Genomic DNA, 19,303 nt, shown 5'->3' on the forward strand with positions numbered 1-19,303 from the left:
ATCCATAGCGTTGCGCCATGGCCACCGACGCACTCGCCCTCGATGCCGACTCCAAAGCCCGCCGCGGCTTTCTGCTGGCGCTGGGCGCCTATCTCTTGTGGGGGCTGTTGCCTTTCTACATGAAGGCCGTCGCACATCTGCCGCTGATCGAGGTGATCGCCCACCGCATCGTCTGGTCGGTACCGATCGCGGCGGCAGTGCTGGTCTGGGCCGGCCGCACCGCCGATTTCAAGGCCGCCATCCGCTCGCCGCGCAGCATCGCCATGGCGGCGCTGACGGCGGCGCTGATTTCCGTCAACTGGGGCATCTATGTCTGGGCGATCTCGGTCGACCGTACCGTCGAGACCGCGCTCGGCTACTACATCAATCCGCTGGTGAGCATCGTCGTCGGCGCGCTGCTGCTCGGCGAACGGCTCGACAAGCTGCAGATCGCGGCCGTGGTACTGGCTGTGATCGCCGTTGCGGTGCTGACCGTCGATGCCGGAAAATTGCCCTGGGTGTCGTTGGCGCTGGCGTTTTCGTTCGCCGCCTACGGCTTCTTCCGCAAGACGCTGCCGATCGGTCCGAGCCAGGGCTTTCTGCTCGAAATCCTTTTGCTGTCGGTGCCGGCGCTTGGCTACATCGTCTTCCTGATCGCCAACGGCCAGGATCATTTCATCTCCAGCAACGGCACCGACACGGCATTGCTCATCGGCTGCGGACCGGTCACCGCCGTGCCGCTGCTTCTGTTCGCCTTCGGCGCCAAGCTTCTGCGCCTCTCCACCATCGGCATCATGCAATATATCGCGCCGACCATGGTGTTCCTGATCGCGGTGCTGATCTTCGACGAACCGTTCGGCGCCACGCAGGCGATTGCCTTCGCGCTGATCTGGGCGGCGTTGGCGATGTATTCCTGGTCGATGTTCCGTGGCCGTGAAATCCGCCCCGTGGCGCTGGTCGCGAAATAGGATCTCCTTCGATGTACGTGCTGCACATCGCCAACAAGAACTATTCGTCGTGGTCGCTGCGGCCATGGGTTCTGATGCGGACCCTCGACATCCCGTTCGAGGAGCGGTTGACGCCATTCCCGACCGGGCCCAGCTTTGATCTCTACCGGTCGTTTTCACCCAGTGGCCGCGTTCCCTGCCTGGTCGATGACGGCTGGGCTGTCTGGGATTCGCTGGCTATTGCGGAGTATCTCGCCGAGCGCCACCACGGTGTGTGGCCGGTCGAGGCCAAGGCACGCGCCTGGGCACGTTCGGCCGCCGCCGAAATGCATTCGGGCTTCACCGCCTTGCGCGGTGCGTGCCCGATGAATTGCGGCTTGCGGGTAAAGCCGTTTCCTATGTCTGACGCGCTGAAGCAGGATCTCTTCCGCCTCGGCGATCTGTGGAACGATGGCCTCGCCCGTTTTGGCGGACCGTTTCTTGCCGGCGGCCATTTCACCGCCGTCGATGCCTTCTTTGCTCCGGTGGCGTTCCGCGTGCAGTCTTATGGGCTCTCGTTCGAAGGGGCAGCTGCCGCCTATCCCGCGCAATTGCTTGGCCTGCCGGCGATGCAGGAATGGTATGCGGCGGGGCTCGCGGAGACCTGGCGTGAACCGGACCATGAGGCGGAGGTCGCTGCCGCCGGCACCGTCATAGAGGATCTTCGAGCGACGGCGTGACCCTCTGCTGGGCGCTACATCCGCCCGAGCCGCCGGACGAACAGGTAGGTCGCCGCCGCGATCACGATCGAAACCGCCGACACCACCCAGAACCCCATCGGCGTGTTGACCAGCGGCAGGCCGCCGACATTCATGCCGAAGAGGCCTGAAATGATGGTCATCGGCAACAGCACCGCCGTCATTACGGACAGCACATAGAGCAGCTGGTTCGACTGCATCGTCAGCTTGGCCATCAACTCGTCCTGCAACAGCCTTGTGCGCGCCTGCAGCTGCTCGCCGTCGTGATAGAGCGTGTGCGCTCGGTGCGAGAGCCTTGTCGCCATGTCGTTGATCGGGTCAGGCAGCTCGTTGCGATGCGAATGGTCGAGATGGCGGAACAGGTTTGTGAGTGTCGCCATCTGCCGATGGATGACCACCAGCTGACGGCGCGCCTCGACCAGTGACTGCCGCTCGCTGTGCCAGGCGTCGCGCACGATGCGGTCCTCGATGCCGTCAAGCGTATCGCCAAGGCCGTGAAGCTCGGCCGCCATGCCGTCGAGCGACTGGCCCATGACCGCCTCGATCAGGTCGGCAGGGGCGCGGAATTTGCGCGAGCCGCTCTCCACCGCCTTGCGGATGAGATCGACCGATTCCAGTGGTTGCTTGCGCGCGCCGATCAGCATTTTTTCATTGAGGGCAAAGCGAAAATGGCCGAGCCCGCGTGCCTCCGCCGAATAGTCGTGGCGCAGGTCCGGCAGATCGCCATAGAGCCAGTCATCCTCGAGATCGATGTGGCAGCCCTGGCTGGCGCCGAGGAAGGCTTCGCGCACTGGCGCCGGCAGCGCCGCCTCGGCGGCGATCTCGCGGCGGGCGCGCAGGTCGGACAGCTGGTAGCTGCGCCATGTCCAGGCAGCCGCAGCCGCGTCCTTGGTGCGCAGGCCCTCAGCGGTGAAATGATAGATGAAGAACAGCCCGTGCTCGTCGGGCAGGTAAGGCGACAGGGGAGTGCCTTCCGCGTTGAGAGCGATGTTCACGGCTCGCCTCGCCAGATCCAGATTTCGACTACGCCGACGCGCGGATGCCGGCGCGCCATTCCTATCACGGGTGAACCGGGATCCGTGTGACAGATTCTTGACAGGGCGATCACAGTCCGTCGTGTTCGCCGTGAGGATCAGCGCTTGGGCCCAAATCCGGGATAGGGCGCAAGCGGCACGATCGCGGCGATGTCCATCATGCCCGCCTTGATCAGCGGCAGAGTGGCGAGGTGGCCGCGCACGTCGGCGTCGCTGCCGGCTTCGAACATCATGCCGCTGCCCGGAATATCGCCGCGGCTATTCACATCTTATCAATCACCGACTGCACGCCTTCCGTCGGCGCATCGACCGACGAGCCCGCCACCATGATGGCGGCGACGATGGCTTCGGGGTCTTCGATCACCAATGGTTTGACCCGCTGGGCGGTGTGAATGAAGCCTTCGCTCGACATATGGTCGATCAGCGCCAGCATCGGATTCCAGAACCCTTTGACGTTGGCGAAGACGATCGGCTTGCGGTGATGGCCAAGCTGGCCCCAGGTCATGACCTCGACGATCTCCTCGACCGTGCCGATGCCGCCCGGCAGCGCCACAAAGGCGTCGGATTTTTCGAACATCTTGTGCTTGCGCTCGTGCATGTTGTCGGTGATCACCAACTCGTCGAGCCGGTCAAGCGCGGTTTCGGTCGCCTCCTTGTTGATGAGGAAGCGCGGAATGATGCCCGTTACCTTGCCGCCGGCCTTGAGCGCGCCTTCGGCGACGGCGCCCATAATGCCTTTGGTGCCGCCACCATAGACCAATCGCAGGCCGGACTTGGCGAGCGAGCGGCCAAGCAGGTGCCCGGCCTTGGCGTAGATTTCATCGCGGCCCGGAGACGAGCCGCAGTAGACGCAGACGGATCGAATCGTGTTCATGCGTGATTGGTGATTGGGTCTGAATGCGGGGTCAAGCCCCATAGGCTGACAAGCCCGGGCTTTTTCTTGTCGGTTCCGGCAAAACACGCTAGACCGGCGTTAGGTGGCTAAGGGGCAGGGGAAATATGGCTGTTAATCCTTTGAAGGCGTTTCTGTTCGCGGCGGGTGGGACCGTCGCGGTCATCGGGACCGCCTATGTATCGGGCGCACTCGACCCGTATCTCAATCCCACGCCTCCGGCGGAGATTGCGTCGCTGGCGCCGCCGGCTGACAAGCCGGCCGATTCAGGGACCGAGGGAAGGCTGCCGCCGGCGCCTGCCGCCCCCACCGATGCCAAGGCTGTGCCGGCACCGGCGCCTGCCGACGCAACGGCTCCCGCGACAGCACCGGCTGCGGTCGGCCCGGTTGTGCCGAGCTTCGATGTCGTGCGCGTCGAAAGCAACGGCTCGATCGTCGTTGCCGGCAATGCCGCGCCCAATTCCAAGGTCGAGATCCTCAACGGCTCGACAGTGCTCGGCTCGACGATCGCCGGCCCGGACGGCGCCTTTGTCATCGTTCTCGACGATCCGCTCAAGCCCGGCGACTATACGATTGCGCTGCGCTCGACAGCCGGCGATGTCGTTACGCCTTCGGTGCAGACCGCCGTCGTTTCGGTTCCCAAGGATGCCGCCGGCCAGGTGCTGGCGATGGTCGAGGAGCCGGGCAAGCCGGCCGAGCTGTTGACTGTTCCCGCGCCTGAGACCAAGCCTGCGGCACCGGCTGCCGGCGATCAGGCCGCTGCTCCCGCTGCTGAGGCACCTGCCGCCCCGGCCGAAACTGCGCCGGCCGCTCCGGCTCCGGCGACACCGCCGGCTGCGGCGGTGGCCGAACCCAAGATCGTCGTCGAGGCGGTCGAGATCGACGGCAACAAGATCTTTGTTGCCGGTCTGGCAGACGCCGGCCGCAAGGTGCGCGCCTACGCCAACGATATCCTGCTCGGCGACGCGGTGACGTCGCCGGACGGCCATTTCCTGGTCGAGGCGACGCGCGACATCCCGGTCGGCAGTTACACCATCCATGTCGACGGTCTCGATGCCGACGGCGTGAAGGTGGTGGCCCGCGCCGCCGTGCCGTTCGAGCGCGAACCGGGCGAAGCGGTCGCCGCCGTGGCGCCCGCAGGGACCAAGCCGGCCGAGGCAAAGCCGGCTGAACCGAAGCCGGCCGCACCGGCTGCTGCCGAAGCGCCGGCCGCACCGGCTCCTGTCGCGCCTGCGGCCGAAGCGCCAGCCCCGGCGGTTGCCGAGGCACCGGCGGTGCCGGCAGCGCCCGCTACCGAGGCTCCGGCCGTGGTCGCGGCCGCGACGCCCGACGTGCCCGAGACGGTGGCGCCGAAACTCGAACATGCCGACGGCGCCGTCATCATCCGCCGCAACGACACGCTGTGGCGGATTTCGCGGCGGGTCTATGGTCATGGCGTGCGCTACTCGACCATCTATCTCGCCAACCAGGACCAGATCAGCAATCCCGACCGCATCTGGCCAGGGCAGGTGTTCAAGGTCCCGGAAAAGTCGAAGGAAGGCGAAGCCGCCGACCTCAAGGCGATGGGCGAGCAAGCGACGACGGCGCCGGTGAAGGCGCAGTAGGCGAGGCGTTTGTGCGCCTAATCTCCCCCCTTGAGGGGGAGATGGCCGGCAGGCCAGAGGGGGTCGCCGCGCATAGAGCGCCGGCCTTCTCTTCTTTCCAAACGACGTCGCGCCCGGTCGCACGGCCCCCCCTCTGTCGCCTTCGGCGACATCTCCCCCTCAAGGGGGGAGATTGGTCGCTGCTATCCATCGGGTTAGCTTGCCTCCCATCCGTTCATCGTCTATCGCCGATGAACGATGACTGACTCTCTGGCCGAACCAGACCACGCAAACCGCGCACCGCCCGAAAGCCACGCGGTTGCCGCTCGCTTTGCAGCACTCTCACACCCGGCGCGCATCGAGATCCTGAAACATTTGTCGGCCAGCAATTCCTGCTGCTGCCGCGAGGTGGTCGATCATCTCGACCTCGCGCAGTCCACCGTTTCCCAGCATCTGAAGATCTTGGTCGAGGCCGGCTTGGTCCGCTTCCAGCCCGACCGCCAGCGCTCGCGCTATGAGGTCGACCGCGCAGCGCTGGCAGACGTTTCCGCATCGCTGACCGCGCTCATCAATTCCTGCTGCTCCGGCCGCTGAACTCCCACCCTAAAGGCAAGACAAGTGGCAGAAAAAACCGTTTCCGATAGCTCGACCTTCAGCACCTTGCGCAATCTGTGGCCGTATATGTGGCCGGCCGATCGCTCCGATCTGAGGGCACGCGTCACCTGGGCGACGCTGCTTCTGGTCGTTGCCAAGCTGACGCTGGTTGCCGGTCCGTATTTCTTCAAATGGGCGACCGATGCACTGGCCGGCGACGCCAAATCGCCGCCACCGTTGCCGTCCTTCCTGCTGGCGCCGGTCATGCTGGTCGTCGCCTACAATGTCGTGCGGCTGGTGCAGCTCGGCTTCAACCAGCTGCGCGACGCGCTGTTTGCCCGCGTCGGCCAATATGCGGTGCGCCAGCTCGCTTTCCGCACCTTCGTCCACATGCACCAGCTGTCGCTGCGCTTTCACCTTGAGCGCCGCACCGGCGGCCTGTCGCGCATCATCGAGCGCGGCACCAAGGGCATCGAGACGATCGTTCGCTTCATCATGCTCAACACGGCGCCGACCATCCTCGAATTCGCGCTGACCACCGGCATCTTCGCCTACACCTATGGCTGGAAATATGTGGCCGTGGTGGCGCTCACCGTCTGGCTCTACGTCTGGTTCACGGTCCGCGCCAGCGACTGGCGCATCTCGATCCGCCGCGACATGAACGACAGTGACACCGACGCCAACACCAAGGCGATCGACTCGCTGCTCAATTTCGAGACCGTCAAATACTTCAACAACGAGAGTATGGAGGCCGAGCGCTTCGACCGTTCGATGGCGCGCTATGAGATGGCGGCGACCAGGATCTGGACCTCGCTCGGCTGGCTGAACTTCGGCCAGGGCATTATCTTCGGTCTCGGCACCGTCATCGTCATGTGCATGTCGGCGCTCGAGGTGCAGGCCGGTACGCAGAGCGTTGGCGATTTCGTCTTCATCAATGCCATGTTGGTCCAGCTGTCGGTGCCGCTGAATTTCATCGGCTTCATCTACCGCGAAATCCGCCAAGGGCTGACCGACATCGAGCAGATGTTCGACTTGCTAGACGTGCCGCAGGAAATTACCGACAAGCCCGATGCCAGGCCGCTCGCCGTCTCGGCCGGCAAGGTCGAGTTCCGCGACGTGCACTTTGCCTATGATCCAACCCGCAAGATCCTGAAGGGCGTCTCCTTCGAAGTGCCGGCCGGCAAGACGGTGGCCATTGTCGGCCCGTCCGGTGCCGGCAAGTCGACCATCTCCAGGCTTTTGTTCCGCTTCTACGACGTTCAGGGCGGCCAGGTGCTGATCGACGGCCAGGATGTCCGTGATGTGACGCAGCAGAGCCTGCGCGGCGCGATCGGTATGGTGCCGCAAGACACCGTGCTGTTCAACGACACCATTGCCTACAACATCCGCTATGGCCGCGTCGGCGCCAGCGAGGAGGACGTCCAGAAGGCGGCCGAGCTTGCCCAGATCGGTCCGTTCATCCAACGCCTGCCGGAAGGTTACCGCTCGATGGTCGGCGAGCGCGGGCTAAAACTGTCGGGCGGCGAAAAGCAGCGTGTGGCGATCGCCCGCACCATTTTGAAGGCGCCGCCGATCCTGATGCTCGACGAGGCGACCTCGGCGCTGGACAGCCACACCGAACAGGAAATCCAGGCGGCGCTCGACCTGGTCAGCAAGGGGCGCACCACCATTGTGATTGCCCACCGCCTGTCGACGGTGATCACCGCCGACGAGATCATCGTGCTCAAGGACGGCCAGATCGCCGAACGCGGCACCCATGCCGAGCTGATGCGCCAACACGGCCTCTACGCCTCGATGTGGGACCGCCAGCGCGAGGCGACGGAAGCCGAGGAGCGCCTGCGCATTGCGCGCGAGAGCGACGAGTTGGGTGTGATCGTGCGGAGGCGCACTTCGGAGGTGAACTAGGCGCAGGTAATCTCCCCCCTTGAAGGGGAGATGTCGCCGAAGGCGACAGAGGGGGTCGCCGCGCGTGGAATGCTAACCTTCATCGGCCGCAAGAACGTCGCGTCCCGTCGAACCGACCCCCCTCTGGCCTGCCGGCCATCTCCCCCTCAAGGGGGGAGATTTGCGGCATCACCGAAAATCTCCCCTTGACCTCAACCTAAGTTGAGATCGCAAACCCGTTCCTGAGCCACCGAACCCAAGTCGTTCAAGAACGGAGACAATTGAAATGGATCAACTCAATCAACAGTTTGCCGGTGAAGCCGTGTTCAGGGTCGACAAGTTCGTCGTCCCCGCCGAGGCGCGCGAAGAAATCCTTCGCAAGGTCAGGGCGACGCATGAATTACTGCGCGTGCAACAAGGCTTCGTGCAGGACTTCGTGCTCGAGCAATTCTCGGGGCCGGGCGAATTCAACCTCGTCACCATTGTCGAATGGGAAAACCAGGCGGCCGTCGACAATGTCGTGCCGATCGTCAAGGCGGCCCATGAGCGGGCGGGCTTCAACCCGCAGGAGACGATCGCCCGGCTGGGGGTGAAGGCCGACATCGCCAACTATCAGCGCTTGCCTGAGATGTAGGAGCAATTCCAGGAAAAGTGCGCAAGCGGTTTTCCGTCCGGAATTGCGCAAAGACAAATTAGAGCGGTTCAGAAAACTGAACCGCTCTAAGACGGCCAGCCGACTCCAGGTGCTGGCGCTTCGGCGCTCAGCACCTGACCGGTGCGGGCGTCACTGACCATATGCTCGAAGCCGCGCCATTCGGCGGCGGTGATGAACAGCGTTTTGCCATCCGGGCCGCCGAGCATGCAGGCAAAACAGCCGCGATCGACATCGATCGTCTCCAGCACCTCGCCACCTTCGCGCACCCGCACGCAACGCTTGTTGGGAACATCCGCATACCAGGCAGCACCTTCGGCATCGAGGCAGATGCCGTCGGGAAACCCATCGAGATCGGCCCAGACACGGCGGTTGGCAAGGCTGCCATCGGCAGCGACGTCGAAAGCGGTCAGCCGGTTGGCATGCGATTCCGCGATGATCAGTGTCCTGTTGTCCGGCGTCACCGCCATGCCATTGGCGAAGGCGATGTTCTCGGCCACTTGCCGGACCGAGCCGTCCGGCGTGATCAGCACGATGGTGCCCGGCCCGAAATGCTCTCCCGGTGCCGGCGCCGGCCCGCCGCCGTTGACATAGATGTTGCCGCGCCCGTCGACGACGATCTCGTTCCACGGGCTGTTCGACAGCGATCGAAGGTCGGCATGGGTGGCAAGCCTGCCATCCGCCTCTTGTCGCAACAGCAGCCCTTCGCGGCCAGATATGATGAGCAGCCGGCCATCCGGCAACCAGTCGATGGAATAAGGCAGGATCGCCGGCACGGTGAGCATCACCTCGCTCTTGCCGTCCTCATCCACCGCGACGATCTCGCCAGTTCCCCAGTTGCAGACCCACAGCCGTCCATCATGCCAGCGCGGCGACTCCCCGAAAGCGAGGCCGGCGGTAACGAGACGCGTTTGGTTCTGCATTTGGGGAAACTCCTTGTTGAGCGCCGTAATGAGGACCATGATTGGCGCCGTCTCACCAAGGACGGGCGAGGCGCTGGTTCCCCGACAGCAGGTTTACGGTTTTTCGCTCAGGAAGAATGTGCCGTCCGCATGACCGTTGGCGCCGCATGATGGCGGCTCGGATCTGTCGTCTTTGCCGGTGCCGCTCTGCTCGACGACGAGCGCATCGCCGTTGCGTCGGAAAGTGACGACAAACCCGGTCGGTTGGTCGTTGTCGTCGGTATCCTCAAGTCGCAAGACCTTGCGGTTTGCGACGGTGCCGTCGATCTCGCACGACCCGCTTCCTGAGACGGGATTGATGACCACGTCTTCCGAAATCTCGACCTTGGCTCCGCCAACAGCCTTGATGTCGACGCTTCCACGCACGCTGCTCCATCTGCCGATGAGACTGGCGTCCGCCGGCTTGCGGGTGCCGGCCAGGAAAGCCGCTCGGTCGCGCAGGAATTCGCCGAGATCGAAAGTCTGCTGCTCCTTGGGCGTGTTCTCGTTGAAGCCGGCGATCTGGTCGCGATACACGATGAAATCGGCCTGGTCGTCCCGCAGCGCCTTGCCGGCAGGAGCATCGAGCGTCTTCAGCAGCGCGGCATAATTCTTCGCTATATCGGCATCGGCCTGCGCCAGGGCCGGATTGGCGCAGATTGCCTTTTCCGCGACACTGGCGGCCTTGGCGCAGTCGAAGGATGGCTTGCCTTGCGCCATTGCGTTGCCATCGGCAGCCAGCAATGCGCTCAGAACACCGCCGATGAACGCCAATCGGAAGACTGTAAGGTGCGGTTTCCCTGATTTCGGCATCATGGATGGTCGGCCTTTTCGCCGCGCACTGAGCCAGCGGTGGCTTGAATTCTGGCGGCAAAGCCGCCGACAGGCAAGGACGTCGCCGCTCCTGCCGGCCGCGGCCAATGCAGCCTTGCCCAATGTTGCGTTGCGACGACGGAGCCTTTCCGGTATTGAGGCCGGACCTGAAACAGGGACCGCCCCCATCCTATGAGCCCCATCCGATGAGCCTCGTCGACTCGGTCAAGAATGCCTTCGTTCCGATCCATCGCGAGGGCTATCCGTTCATCGCCGCCTTTGGCGCGGGCACGCTGTTCCTCGGCTATTTCTCCTCGGTGCTGTTCTGGATCGGCCTGATCCTGACCGCCTGGTGCGTGTATTTCTTCCGCGATCCCGAGCGCGTCACGCCGGTCGACGACCGGTTGGTGGTCAGTCCGGCCGACGGCATCATCTCGGCGGTCGGGCCGGCGGTGCCGCCGCGCGAGCTCGGCTTCGGAAACACCGAAATGACCCGCATCTCGGTGTTCATGAACGTCTTTTCCTGCCATGTGAACCGCGCCCCCGTGCGCGGCCGCATTTCCAAGATCGAGCACCGGCCAGGCAAATTCCTCAATGCCGAACTGGACAAGGCAAGCTCGGAGAACGAGCGCAACGGGTTGGTCATCGACAGCCCCAACGGCACCGTTGCCGCCGTACAGATCGCCGGCCTGGTGGCGCGCCGCATCGTCTGCTGGGCCGAGACCGGCGGCTCGATTGCCATCGGCGAACGTTTTGGGCTGATCCGTTTCGGCTCGCGTGTCGACGTCTTCCTGCCTTCGACCGCCGTGCCGCGCGTTGCCGTCGGCCAGACGGCTGTCGGCGGCGAAACCGTGCTTGCCGAATTCGGCGGCATCGCCGCAACCCCGCTCGTCAGGATTTCGTAAGCGGTGGGCGCGCCGTTCAAGAAATTCGAGGCACACGGCAGCGGCGGCCCGCGCATCCGCGAAATCCCGATGCGCATGGTGCTGCCCAATCTGGTCACCGTGCTTGCCATTTGCGCAGGCCTGTCCGGCATCCGCTTCGGCTTCGAGGGCCGTTTCGAGCCGGCAGTGGTGATGGTGCTGCTCGCCGCTTTCCTCGACGGCATAGACGGCCGCCTGGCGCGCATGCTGAAGGCGACATCCAAATTCGGCGCGCAGATGGATTCGCTGGCCGACATCGTCAATTTCGGTGTCGCGCCGGCGCTAGTGCTCTACGCCTTCCTGCTCGACCGCGCGGGATCGCCGGGCTGGATCGCGGTGCTGCTGTTCGCCATCGCCTGCGGCTTAAGGCTCGCGCGCTTCAACGTTCTCGACGAGGACAATGATCGCCCGATCTGGCAGAGCGAATATTTCGTCGGCGTGCCGGCGCCGGCGGGCGCCGTTCTGGTTATGCTGCCGCTCTATCTGTCGTTCCTGCGCGTTGGCGTTGAGCCCAGCCGTACCGCCGCCTTCGTCGCCAGCGGCTTCACCATCCTGGTCGCCTTCCTGCTGGTCAGCCGGCTGCCGGTCTATTCCGGCAAAAGCCTGAAAGTGCCGGGCGACAAGGTGCTGCCGATCATCCTCGCGGTGGTGCTCTACGTGCTGCTGTTGATGACGTATCCCTGGTACACGCTGACCGCCTCGGTCGCCGGCTATCTCATCTTCCTGCCCTTCAGCGTGCGCGCCTATTCCAAGCGCGCCAAGCGCGAGGGCGAAAAGGTGCCGCCTTCGGATATCGGGTAAGCACTGATCTCCCCCCTTGAGGGGAGATGTCGCCGAAGGCGACAGAGGGGGTCGGCACATCCGGACGCGACCTCGTTTGCAGCGAAGAGAAGGTTAGCGCTTCACGCGATGCGACCCCCTCTGGCCTGCCGGCCATCTCCCCCTCGCGGGGGGAGATTACGCCGCCACGCCCAGCCCCAGCTTTTCGATTGCCAACTTTCGCGTCGAGACGTAGTCGGTCTTGCCGGAGCCCAGCACCGGAATCTCCTCGACCTTGACGATGTCGTTGGGCACCATCAGCTCGGCCGCACCCGCCTGCTTGCCGAACTTGCGCAGCTCTTCCGGATCGGCGTCGTCGGCGGTGGTGACCAGCACGATGCGCTCGCCGCGCCTCTTGTCGGGCACTGCAACCGCGGCGTGGCGCTCTTCCGGCCACAGCGACTGCACCAGCATCTCGACTGCGCCGAGCGACACCATCTCACCGGCGATCTTGGCGAAGCGTTTGGCCCGGCCGCGAATGGTGATGAAGCCCTCGCGGTCGACCGAGACGATGTCGCCGGTGTCATGCCAGCCGTCCAGCGGCTGCAATTCGCCGGGGCGGTCCGCCGTCATGTAGCCCATCATCAAATTCGGCCCGTCGAGCCACAGCCTGCCGGCGTCTTCGATGCCCTCGACCGGTTCCAGCTTCATGCGTATCGCCGGCAACGGCCGCCCGACCGTGCCATCGCGGCCATGGATGGCGGTGTTGACGGCAACCACGGGAGCTGCCTCTGTCAGCCCGAAACCCTCGATGATCGAGGCATCGAAGCGCTCGCGGTAGACGCGCCGCGTCTCCGGCTTCACCGCCTCGGCGCCGGCGACGACAAAACGCAGGCTGGAGAAATCGCCGTCCTTGGCGGTGCGGGCATAATTGGCGAGGAAAGTGTCGGTGCCGAACATGATGGTCGGCTTTACCTTGCGCGCGATCTCCGGGATGATCTTGTAGTGCAGCGGCGAGGGGTAGAGGAACAGCTTTACCCCGGTCACCAAAGGCAGGATGGTGCCGCCGGTCAGGCCGAAAGAGTGAAAAACCGGCAGCACGTTGAGCAGGATGTCGGACGGCGAAATCGTGATGCGCGCCTCGGCCTGCATGGCATTGGCGTGGAGATTGCGGTGCGACAGCACCACGGCCTTGGGCGTGCCTTCCGAGCCTGAGGTGAACAGGACCACCGCCGGCTTGGCGGGGTCCTGCCGTTGCAGCGGGAACCGCCACAGCACGGCGGCTGTGAGCTTTTCCAGCGCGGTGACGCTTGCGCGTACATCCTCCAGCCACAGCATTTTGGCGCCGCCGGCCTCGACCGCGGCAATGATGTCGGCAAGCCCGGCCTTCTCGACGAACGCGTGGGAGGAAATCACCGTTCGGATCACTGCCGTGCGCACCGCGGCGGTGACGCTCGCCGGCCCGGCGGTGTAGTTGATCAACGCCGCTACCCGGCCGGCTGATAGCAGGCCGACAAAGGACAGCACCACGCCATTGGCGTTGGGCAGCAACACCCCGACCGCTTCGCCGGGCGCGGTCGTCGCCTCGAAACGGCGGCCGAGCACGCGCGCGCCGATGAACATTTTTCGATAGCTGAGCGAGCCGCTGATCACGTCCTCGATGATCGGATGCGAGGCGCCGGTGCGATCGGCTGAATCGCGCATGGCCAGGAATAGGCCGCGATCGAGGTTGCTGCCATAAAGTCTGGCCTCGGCGATACGGTCAAACAGCGCATTGGTGTTGGAAGCCTGGTCGGGATTGCGCGCCACCAGTTCGGCAATCGTCATCGGCTCCAGCACGCTGATCGACAGTTGTGGGAACCAGTGGTGGGGTGCCCGGTCCTTTGGCGTCAAGGACACCGGCAGGTCGCGCGCGCCGGCGACGAAGATCGGCACTATGGCGGCGTCGGCCTGCATGGCAATGCGGGTGACGGCACGGAAGAGGCGGAATGACTTCACATCGGGCTCGACGTCGTCGGGCAGATAGACGGCAAGCCGGCCCTTGCCCTTCAGCACCCTGACCAGCCGGCGGCTGACGAAGAGATGCTCGGCATTGAAGGCGATGGTGCGGCCAAGCTCGCGCCACGGCTCCAGCCAGGGCGAGCGCGCCGAGGCCTCGTCCAAGATGTGCAGCGTGTCGTCAGGCAGCAGCGACAGCATCAGCGCCGGCTCGAAGCGCGACTGGTGCGAGACCACATAGATCACCGGCGTCGGCGCGTTGCGGGCAATACGAATGCGCCCGTCCTCGATCCGGTAGGCAAGCTTGAACGGCACATAGAGCAGCGCCTGGGTGAAGCGCAGGTCGAGGCGAAAGGTCTCGATCGCGGCAATAAACAGCCAGGCCAGCGCGAGGCCTGCAAGCAGCGCCAGTGTCAGGATCATGCCGCGTCTCTCCCAACGTTCCGGTATCGCGGCTCTTCGTCCGCTTCGCAGCAGAGGGTAGCGCAATGGGGGGCAACGTCAATGTAGAGGAAATGCGCTCTTCCTTCTCCCCTGTGGGAGAAGGTGGATCGGCGCGCAGCGCCGAGACGGATGAGGGTTGTTCCAGCGGAGTGAGGCGTTGGAAAATCAAGACCTCTCAAGCGCTAAGTTCTTCGAGGTCACGATCCTTCCAACACCCCTCATCCGACCTCGCTTCGCGAGGCCACCTTCGCCCACAGGGAGAGAAGGCAAGGGCTGCCGCGCGCTAAGCCGCCTTCAGCCGCCCGCTGATGAACCGGAACTCCTGGCTCTTGCCGCCATAACCGTAGGCAGCCGCTGGCACCTCGTGCACGAAAGCATAGCTCTCCTCATGCACGCCACCCAGCAACTGCCCAAAAGCGGCGAAGATTGCCTTCAGATAGGCTTCCAGCTCCAGCTTGGTGTTGGTGCCGTCGACCACCTTGATGTCGAGCCAGAAGGTGTTGGCGCCGTGCTCGGCCAGCGACTTGCCGCCGGCGAACCAGTGCTGCGGGTCGACATAGCTGACAGCGACGGCGGTGATCGTCGGATCCTTGCGCAGATGGGTTGCGGTCAGGCCGGTGATTTCCCTGGCAATAGCGGCGGACAGCTTGGCGTCTGGCTTGCCGGTGACGCTGATGTTGATGATCGGCATTTTTCTCTCCATTGGTTGAGCGGCGTCTGTTTTGCCGTTGGAGAGACCATGCAATGATGGTCGGATCAAAAAAATCGAATTGTTTTGAATGAAAGGTTCTATATTACCGAAGTATGCAAGCACTCGATCCCGATCTGCTCAAAACCTTCCTCGCCTTTGTCGATGGCGGCTCGCTGGCCCATGCGGCGTCGGCTGTCAGCCGCTCGCCCTCTGCGGTGACCGCCCAGATGCAGCGGCTGGAGGAGGTCGTCGGCGAGCCGTTGCTGGTGGCGCAGGGCCGTGGCCGCGGGCTGACGCCGGCAGGCGAGGATCTGATCGGCCATGCCCGTCGCATCCTTGCCGTGCACACCGAGGCCTGGCTGGCGCTGAAAGGCGCGCGCGCCGCCGGCCGCGTTGCCATCGGCACCACGCAGGATTTCGCCGACAGCGGCCTTCCGGAGCTGCTCAGGGCCTTTGCGACCAGCCATCCGCGCGTCAGGATCGAACTGCGCGTCGGCCGTTCGGCTGAGCTTGGCGACGCGCTCCAGACCGGGCAGCTCGATCTGGCCATCATCATGCGCAAAACCCCGGCCAATGACGAAGTCGGGCTGTTCAGCGAGCCGATGCTGTGGCTGTGCTCGCAAAAGGGGCTTGCAGTGCGGGAAGAGGAATTGCCCCTGGCGCTGCTCGACCCCTATTGCGGCTTTCGCGAAGCGGCACTCGCAGCCCTCGATGCAGCCAGCCGCCGCTATCGCATCGCCGCGGGCAGCGCCAGCCTTGCGGGCCTGCGAACCGCGGTCAAAGCCGGCATAGCGCTGACCTTGCGCACCGCCCGCTTTGCCCATTCCGGCATCGTCGAAGCGCCGCGCGAACTCGGCCTGCCGTCGGTGCCGATCGCGCAATTCGCCATAAGGCTCCGCCAGGACGCCGAACGGCCGGCGCGCGACCTTGCCGCATTGCTCAGCGACAATCTCGCTTTGCCCGGCACTCCGAGCTGATTTTCAAAGAAAAAGCCGACCTTACGATCGGCTTTAAGGAGGACGGGTCGAGGGGTTTGGGGGGACTTGGGGGGTGACCCGTCGCATCAATAATGCCTGAGCCGAATGATGGTTCCATGACTCCGAAAATAATTATGGGGTTGCCATCCTTTTTCTCGCCACCAGCCAATCGCGCCCGGCATGGGCAAAAACCGCGCACAGCACGATGGCGCCGCCGATCAGGCTGGCGACCGGCGCGATCTCGCCCAGGAACAGGAAAGCGAACAGGATCGCGAACGGCACTTCGGCTGCGCCGAGCAGGCCGGATTCGGGCGCCGGGATCTGCCGCGAGCCTTCCGTCCATAGGATCGACGCTGCTGCAAACGATCCTCCGAAGGCAACGAGCAGCACCGCGTCGCGGGCTGAAACCGCCAGCGGGTCGGTGACGAACCAGCCGAAGACGAACAAAAGGAACGCCGACACCGCGCCCGCCCACACCACGGGCGTGTCGCGGAAGGCGCGTACCATGATCATGTAGAGCGCGCTGCCGGTGGTCATCAGCAGAGCGAGCCCGTCGCCGAACAAATGGCCGCTGCCGAAGCCGGAGCCGACCATAATTGCCACGCCGCATAGCGAGACGGCTGCGGCGGCCAGCGTCTGCGCCCGGAACGGCTCGCGCACCAGCACGAAGGCTAGCAGCGCGGTGATGAACGGCGCTGTGGCATAGATGACCGCGACATTGGCGACATAGGTGAACTTGAACGCCGAGATGAAGGCGATGCTGGCCGCGGCGCCCTCGACCGCCAGCAACCAGCCGCGCCAGCCGAGTCGCAGGCTCTCCCGCCCGCCGGAGCGGCGGCGGCGCCATAACACATAAAGGGTGATCAGGATCGAGCCGACAAAGCCGCGCCAACAAGTGATGGTCAGCGGGTCGGCATGGATCGATTTGGTGAGCACTCCGGTGAGGCCGAATGCGACGGCCGACGCCGAGACCAGGGCGATGCCGAGCGTGCGCTCGGCGGCGATGCTGGCCGCGCTGTTCATGAGCGTGTCGGGCTTGTCGAGGGAATCCGTCATGTCATCAGACTACGCTTGCTGTCCTGGCACCTTGCTGTCAGCAGGGGGCATCATCCCATGGCACAGCCGGCGCGCCTCTGCGCCAGCTTCGGGCTTACGTTGGGGCAGGAGCCGGCGGCATTCGCTGATGCTTACAAAGGGCTTTTACGCGGACAAAAGTCACTTAACAGTGGTCGCTGACGCTATTGCGCGCGGCGGCGGACGCGCATGTTCGGCGTCTTGCAATGCTGGACGGCCCCAGCCCAATCAGGTAATTTTGAGGCTCGCGGATTGATCGGCGTGGCTCACCCCGGCAGCGGACTACGGAGAGGGCGCGCCAATGCGTGCGCTGCATAAGTCCGGGAGTTTCGATGACCGAAGTGATCGATCGACTGGTGACGGCGATGAACGCGCATCATCTCGACGCTCTCACCGCTCTCATCCACGAGAACTATCGGAGCGTACAGCCGGCGCACCCGGGCAGAGCCTTCGTTGGGCGTGACCAGATGCGCGCCAACTGGGAGGCCATGTTCACGGGAATACCTGACTTCCACGCGGCGGTCACGCGCTCGGTCCAAGACGGTGACACGACCTGGACCGAATGGCATTGGTCAGGGACTCGCAGCGACGGGCAACCCTTCGAGGTGCGCGGGGTCACGCTGTTCGAGATCATCGACGGTCAGATTGTGGCCGGGCGATTGTATCTGGAGGACGTCGAGCGCCAGGTTGTCGGCATCGAGGACGCGGTTGAAGCCCTCTCCGGGCGCCGTCCGCCAACGGCCAGCAGTGGAACCGGTTCGTGACCTCGCCACCTCACTGCGTCGCCTGGTATAGCTCCGAAGCGGCCTCCTTCAGCGCGCGCCGGCCGTCGGGCCTGAAATACATCATGTGGCCGCCCTCGATGACGTCGAGACGGATAGGCTTGGCGTTGGCGAGCGTCGGGACCTGGTTGACCAGATAGCGCGAGGCGAGATAGGGCGTGACCAGGTCGGTTTCGCCATTGACGATCACCACGCCGAGCGCCGGGTTCAGCGAACGTGCGCGCTGTAGATCGTCCATCACCCCGACATAGCCTTGCCGGGAGCCGCCATAGTCCCAATTGTGGGTGACGTCGCCGTTGAGCAACCGGTAGCTGACGTCGGTGCGAAAATTCAGCTCGTCGCGTGCATAGGAGACAAAGGCCGAGGTCAGTGCCGGCACGCTGCGGTCGAGCACCGGATCCGGGCCGGCGCTGCGAGCGCTCTCCGGCGCGATATCGCTGGTGGCGATCATGCCGTCATAGGGGCTGAGCACGTTGCCACTGGTGCGCTGGAATTCGCGCGCGAAAAGGCTGGTCGGGATGCGAGCGAAATTGCGCTGCACGAGGTCGAGTGGCAGGCCGGTGATGTCGGCCACGCGCTGGCTGGCCAGCCGCCCGCCCTGTTCCAGCCCGCTGGTCAGAGCGGTGAGGTAGTCACCCAACGCATAGTGCTCGATCTCGGCGAGTTTCTCGCGCAGCGCCTCGCCGCTGACGCCTTCGCTGCGCAGCCGCACCGCCGCCAGCGAGGGCAGTTCCAGCGCCCAATGCAGCGGCTGGAATTCGTCCGGCAGCACCAGCGTGAATTCCAGCGCCGGCGAGATCAGCACGATGCCGTTCGGACTCAGGCCGATATCTTCCTGCAGGGTTCTGGCCAGCAATGCTGCCCGGAATCCGCCATAGCTTTCGCCGGCAAGGAAGAGTGGCGATCCGGTGCGGCCATTCTGGGCGAGATAGAGCCGGATGAAGGCGCCGATCGAACTGGCATCCTGGCTGACGCCCCAGAAATCTTTCGTGTCCTGGCCGGGCGCCTCGCGGCTGTAGCCGGTGCCGACCGGATCGACAAAGACGAGATCGGTCATATCGAGCCAGCTGTCGGGATTGTCGATCAGCTTTTGCGGCGGCGGCAGGAATTGCCCGTCGGCCCCAGTCGCGATGACGCGCGGGCCGAGTGCACCGAGATGCAGATAGGCGGACGCCGCGCCGGGGCCGCCATTGAAGACAAACGTGATGGGACGAGCCTTCTCCGCGCCCGCCGATGGCGGCAGCGTGTAGGCGACATAGAAGATTTCCGCCGTGACCTCGCCCTTGCCGGAAAGCAGCGACAGCGTCCCGGCCTTTGCCTGGTAGTCGAGTTTGCGCCCGGCAATGGTGATCGAATGGCTGGTGATCTGCGGCGCCGGCAGCAGCGAAAGCACACCGCCGGCAGGGGCAGGGCGCTCGGGCGTTTCGGCGAGGCCGGGCTGCGCGAAGGCGACAAGCACCAGGAGAATTGCGGGAATAAGCTTCAGCTTGGCACGCATGACACCTCCGGGAATGGCTCCCGCATAGGTATGATCTAGGCGGTCGAAGTCAAAGTAACTATTCGCGAACGTCGTGGCCCCTCTGTCCCGCCGGCATATCA

General features: G+C 64.5%; 19 protein-coding genes. 10 read left to right on the forward strand and 9 right to left on the reverse strand.

The features are described from left to right. Positions 1-17 precede the first annotated feature (17 nt). Entirely contained in the window at positions 18-947 is a 930-nt protein-coding gene (gene rarD, locus FJV77_RS15895; protein WP_142867733.1) for an EamA family transporter RarD, read from the forward strand. Positions 948-958: 11 nt separating this feature from the next. Beyond that, entirely contained in the window at positions 959-1,645 is a 687-nt protein-coding gene (locus tag FJV77_RS15900; RefSeq protein WP_142867734.1) for a glutathione S-transferase family protein, read from the forward strand. A 14-nt stretch (positions 1,646-1,659) separates the two neighbouring features. Here FJV77_RS15900 and FJV77_RS15905 read toward each other — a convergent pair whose 3' ends face one another. From FJV77_RS15905 to FJV77_RS15910, 3 genes are all read right to left on the reverse strand, one after another. Further along, positions 1,660-2,658 (reverse strand): transporter, encoded by a 999-nt coding sequence (locus FJV77_RS15905; RefSeq protein WP_142867735.1) that lies wholly within the window; start codon positions 2,656-2,658, stop codon positions 1,660-1,662. Between the two features lie 137 nt (positions 2,659-2,795). Beyond that, positions 2,796-2,963 (reverse strand): hypothetical protein, encoded by a 168-nt coding sequence (locus FJV77_RS32375; RefSeq protein ID WP_185970349.1) that lies wholly within the window; start codon positions 2,961-2,963, stop codon positions 2,796-2,798. Beyond that, positions 2,960-3,571, reverse strand: coding sequence for a TIGR00730 family Rossman fold protein (locus FJV77_RS15910; protein ID WP_142867736.1), 612 nt, complete (start codon positions 3,569-3,571; stop codon positions 2,960-2,962). The genes FJV77_RS32375 and FJV77_RS15910 overlap by 4 nt, the downstream gene beginning before the upstream one ends. A 125-nt stretch (positions 3,572-3,696) precedes the next feature. Here FJV77_RS15910 and FJV77_RS15915 point away from each other — a divergent pair, with 125 nt between their 5' ends. The 4 genes from FJV77_RS15915 to FJV77_RS15930 all read left to right on the forward strand — a co-directional run bounded on the left by FJV77_RS15915 (position 3,697) and on the right by FJV77_RS15930 (position 8,284). Further along, positions 3,697-5,193: a LysM peptidoglycan-binding domain-containing protein gene (locus FJV77_RS15915; protein WP_142867737.1), complete on the forward strand. Its 1,497-nt coding sequence runs from the start codon at positions 3,697-3,699 to the stop codon at positions 5,191-5,193. Between the two features lie 237 nt (positions 5,194-5,430). Beyond that, entirely contained in the window at positions 5,431-5,766 is a 336-nt protein-coding gene (locus tag FJV77_RS15920) for a metalloregulator ArsR/SmtB family transcription factor (RefSeq protein WP_142867738.1), read from the forward strand. Positions 5,767-5,790: 24 nt separating this feature from the next. Beyond that, complete coding sequence (locus FJV77_RS15925) at positions 5,791-7,671, forward strand: ABC transporter ATP-binding protein/permease (RefSeq protein WP_142867739.1); 1,881 nt, start codon at positions 5,791-5,793, stop codon at positions 7,669-7,671. Positions 7,672-7,936: 265 nt separating this feature from the next. Then, positions 7,937-8,284 carry an antibiotic biosynthesis monooxygenase gene (locus FJV77_RS15930; RefSeq protein WP_142867740.1) on the forward strand — a complete coding sequence of 116 codons (348 nt, stop codon included), beginning with the start codon at positions 7,937-7,939 and terminating at the stop codon, positions 8,282-8,284. Positions 8,285-8,370: 86 nt separating this feature from the next. Here FJV77_RS15930 and FJV77_RS15935 read toward each other — a convergent pair whose 3' ends face one another. Together FJV77_RS15935 and FJV77_RS15940 are read right to left on the reverse strand one after the other, a co-directional pair. After that, positions 8,371-9,225 (reverse strand): SMP-30/gluconolactonase/LRE family protein, encoded by an 855-nt coding sequence (locus tag FJV77_RS15935; RefSeq protein ID WP_142867741.1) that lies wholly within the window; start codon positions 9,223-9,225, stop codon positions 8,371-8,373. A gap of 93 nt (positions 9,226-9,318) precedes the next feature. Then, complete coding sequence (locus FJV77_RS15940; RefSeq protein ID WP_185970334.1) at positions 9,319-10,059, reverse strand: lysozyme inhibitor LprI family protein; 741 nt, start codon at positions 10,057-10,059, stop codon at positions 9,319-9,321. Between the two features lie 203 nt (positions 10,060-10,262). On the opposite strand from FJV77_RS15940, the gene FJV77_RS15945 reads away from it, so the two are divergent. Both FJV77_RS15945 and FJV77_RS15950 read left to right on the forward strand, forming a co-directional pair. Beyond that, positions 10,263-10,961 carry a phosphatidylserine decarboxylase gene (locus FJV77_RS15945; RefSeq protein WP_142867743.1) on the forward strand — a complete coding sequence of 233 codons (699 nt, stop codon included), beginning with the start codon at positions 10,263-10,265 and terminating at the stop codon, positions 10,959-10,961. Between the two features lie 3 nt (positions 10,962-10,964). Continuing rightward, the gene (locus tag FJV77_RS15950) at positions 10,965-11,780 is read left to right on the forward strand and encodes a phosphatidylcholine/phosphatidylserine synthase (RefSeq protein WP_142867744.1); all 816 of its coding nucleotides are present in this window, start codon (positions 10,965-10,967) and stop codon (positions 11,778-11,780) included. 156 nt (positions 11,781-11,936) lie between these two features. Here the strand turns inward: FJV77_RS15950 and FJV77_RS15955 are convergent, their stop codons facing one another. Next, positions 11,937-14,159 (reverse strand): AMP-binding protein, encoded by a 2,223-nt coding sequence (locus tag FJV77_RS15955; RefSeq protein WP_142867745.1) that lies wholly within the window; start codon positions 14,157-14,159, stop codon positions 11,937-11,939. A gap of 304 nt (positions 14,160-14,463) precedes the next feature. Beyond that, positions 14,464-14,871: a 4-oxalocrotonate tautomerase family protein gene (locus tag FJV77_RS15960; RefSeq protein ID WP_142867746.1), complete on the reverse strand. Its 408-nt coding sequence runs from the start codon at positions 14,869-14,871 to the stop codon at positions 14,464-14,466. 113 nt (positions 14,872-14,984) lie between these two features. Here FJV77_RS15960 and FJV77_RS15965 point away from each other — a divergent pair, with 113 nt between their 5' ends. Beyond that, positions 14,985-15,848: a LysR substrate-binding domain-containing protein gene (locus FJV77_RS15965; RefSeq protein WP_142867747.1), complete on the forward strand. Its 864-nt coding sequence runs from the start codon at positions 14,985-14,987 to the stop codon at positions 15,846-15,848. A gap of 132 nt (positions 15,849-15,980) precedes the next feature. Here the strand turns inward: FJV77_RS15965 and FJV77_RS15970 are convergent, their stop codons facing one another. Next, positions 15,981-16,871: a DMT family transporter gene (locus tag FJV77_RS15970; RefSeq protein ID WP_142867845.1), complete on the reverse strand. Its 891-nt coding sequence runs from the start codon at positions 16,869-16,871 to the stop codon at positions 15,981-15,983. A gap of 383 nt (positions 16,872-17,254) precedes the next feature. Here FJV77_RS15970 and FJV77_RS15975 point away from each other — a divergent pair, with 383 nt between their 5' ends. Further along, entirely contained in the window at positions 17,255-17,686 is a 432-nt protein-coding gene (locus FJV77_RS15975; protein ID WP_142867748.1) for a nuclear transport factor 2 family protein, read from the forward strand. Between the two features lie 10 nt (positions 17,687-17,696). Here FJV77_RS15975 and FJV77_RS15980 read toward each other — a convergent pair whose 3' ends face one another. Next, entirely contained in the window at positions 17,697-19,202 is a 1,506-nt protein-coding gene (locus tag FJV77_RS15980) for an alpha/beta hydrolase (RefSeq protein WP_142867749.1), read from the reverse strand. Positions 19,203-19,303 lie beyond the last annotated feature (101 nt).

Source organism: Mesorhizobium sp. WSM4306, from assembly GCF_007003975.1.
In the GTDB taxonomy this organism is placed as follows: Bacteria; Pseudomonadota; Alphaproteobacteria; order Rhizobiales; family Rhizobiaceae; genus Mesorhizobium.

Excerpts from the sequence above, each read along its gene's own strand:
- FJV77_RS15900 (WP_142867734.1), top strand. The coding sequence starts at position 959 with ATGTACGTGCTGCACATCGCCAACAAGAACTATTCGTCGTGGTCGCTG.
- FJV77_RS15955 (WP_142867745.1), bottom strand. The coding sequence starts at position 14,159 with ATGATCCTGACACTGGCGCTGCTTGCAGGCCTCGCGCTGGCCTGGCTG.
- FJV77_RS15920 (WP_142867738.1), top strand. The coding sequence starts at position 5,431 with ATGACTGACTCTCTGGCCGAACCAGACCACGCAAACCGCGCACCGCCC.
- FJV77_RS15940 (WP_185970334.1), bottom strand. The coding sequence starts at position 10,059 with ATGATGCCGAAATCAGGGAAACCGCACCTTACAGTCTTCCGATTGGCG.
- FJV77_RS15960 (WP_142867746.1), bottom strand. The coding sequence starts at position 14,871 with ATGCCGATCATCAACATCAGCGTCACCGGCAAGCCAGACGCCAAGCTG.
- FJV77_RS15970 (WP_142867845.1), bottom strand. The coding sequence starts at position 16,871 with ATGAACAGCGCGGCCAGCATCGCCGCCGAGCGCACGCTCGGCATCGCC.
- FJV77_RS15975 (WP_142867748.1), top strand. The coding sequence starts at position 17,255 with ATGACCGAAGTGATCGATCGACTGGTGACGGCGATGAACGCGCATCAT.
- FJV77_RS15915 (WP_142867737.1), top strand. The coding sequence starts at position 3,697 with ATGGCTGTTAATCCTTTGAAGGCGTTTCTGTTCGCGGCGGGTGGGACC.
- rarD (WP_142867733.1), top strand. The coding sequence starts at position 18 with ATGGCCACCGACGCACTCGCCCTCGATGCCGACTCCAAAGCCCGCCGC.
- FJV77_RS15910 (WP_142867736.1), bottom strand. The coding sequence starts at position 3,571 with ATGAACACGATTCGATCCGTCTGCGTCTACTGCGGCTCGTCTCCGGGC.
- FJV77_RS15935 (WP_142867741.1), bottom strand. The coding sequence starts at position 9,225 with ATGCAGAACCAAACGCGTCTCGTTACCGCCGGCCTCGCTTTCGGGGAG.
- FJV77_RS15980 (WP_142867749.1), bottom strand. The coding sequence starts at position 19,202 with ATGCGTGCCAAGCTGAAGCTTATTCCCGCAATTCTCCTGGTGCTTGTC.
- FJV77_RS15965 (WP_142867747.1), top strand. The coding sequence starts at position 14,985 with ATGCAAGCACTCGATCCCGATCTGCTCAAAACCTTCCTCGCCTTTGTC.
- FJV77_RS15930 (WP_142867740.1), top strand. The coding sequence starts at position 7,937 with ATGGATCAACTCAATCAACAGTTTGCCGGTGAAGCCGTGTTCAGGGTC.
- FJV77_RS15945 (WP_142867743.1), top strand. The coding sequence starts at position 10,263 with ATGAGCCTCGTCGACTCGGTCAAGAATGCCTTCGTTCCGATCCATCGC.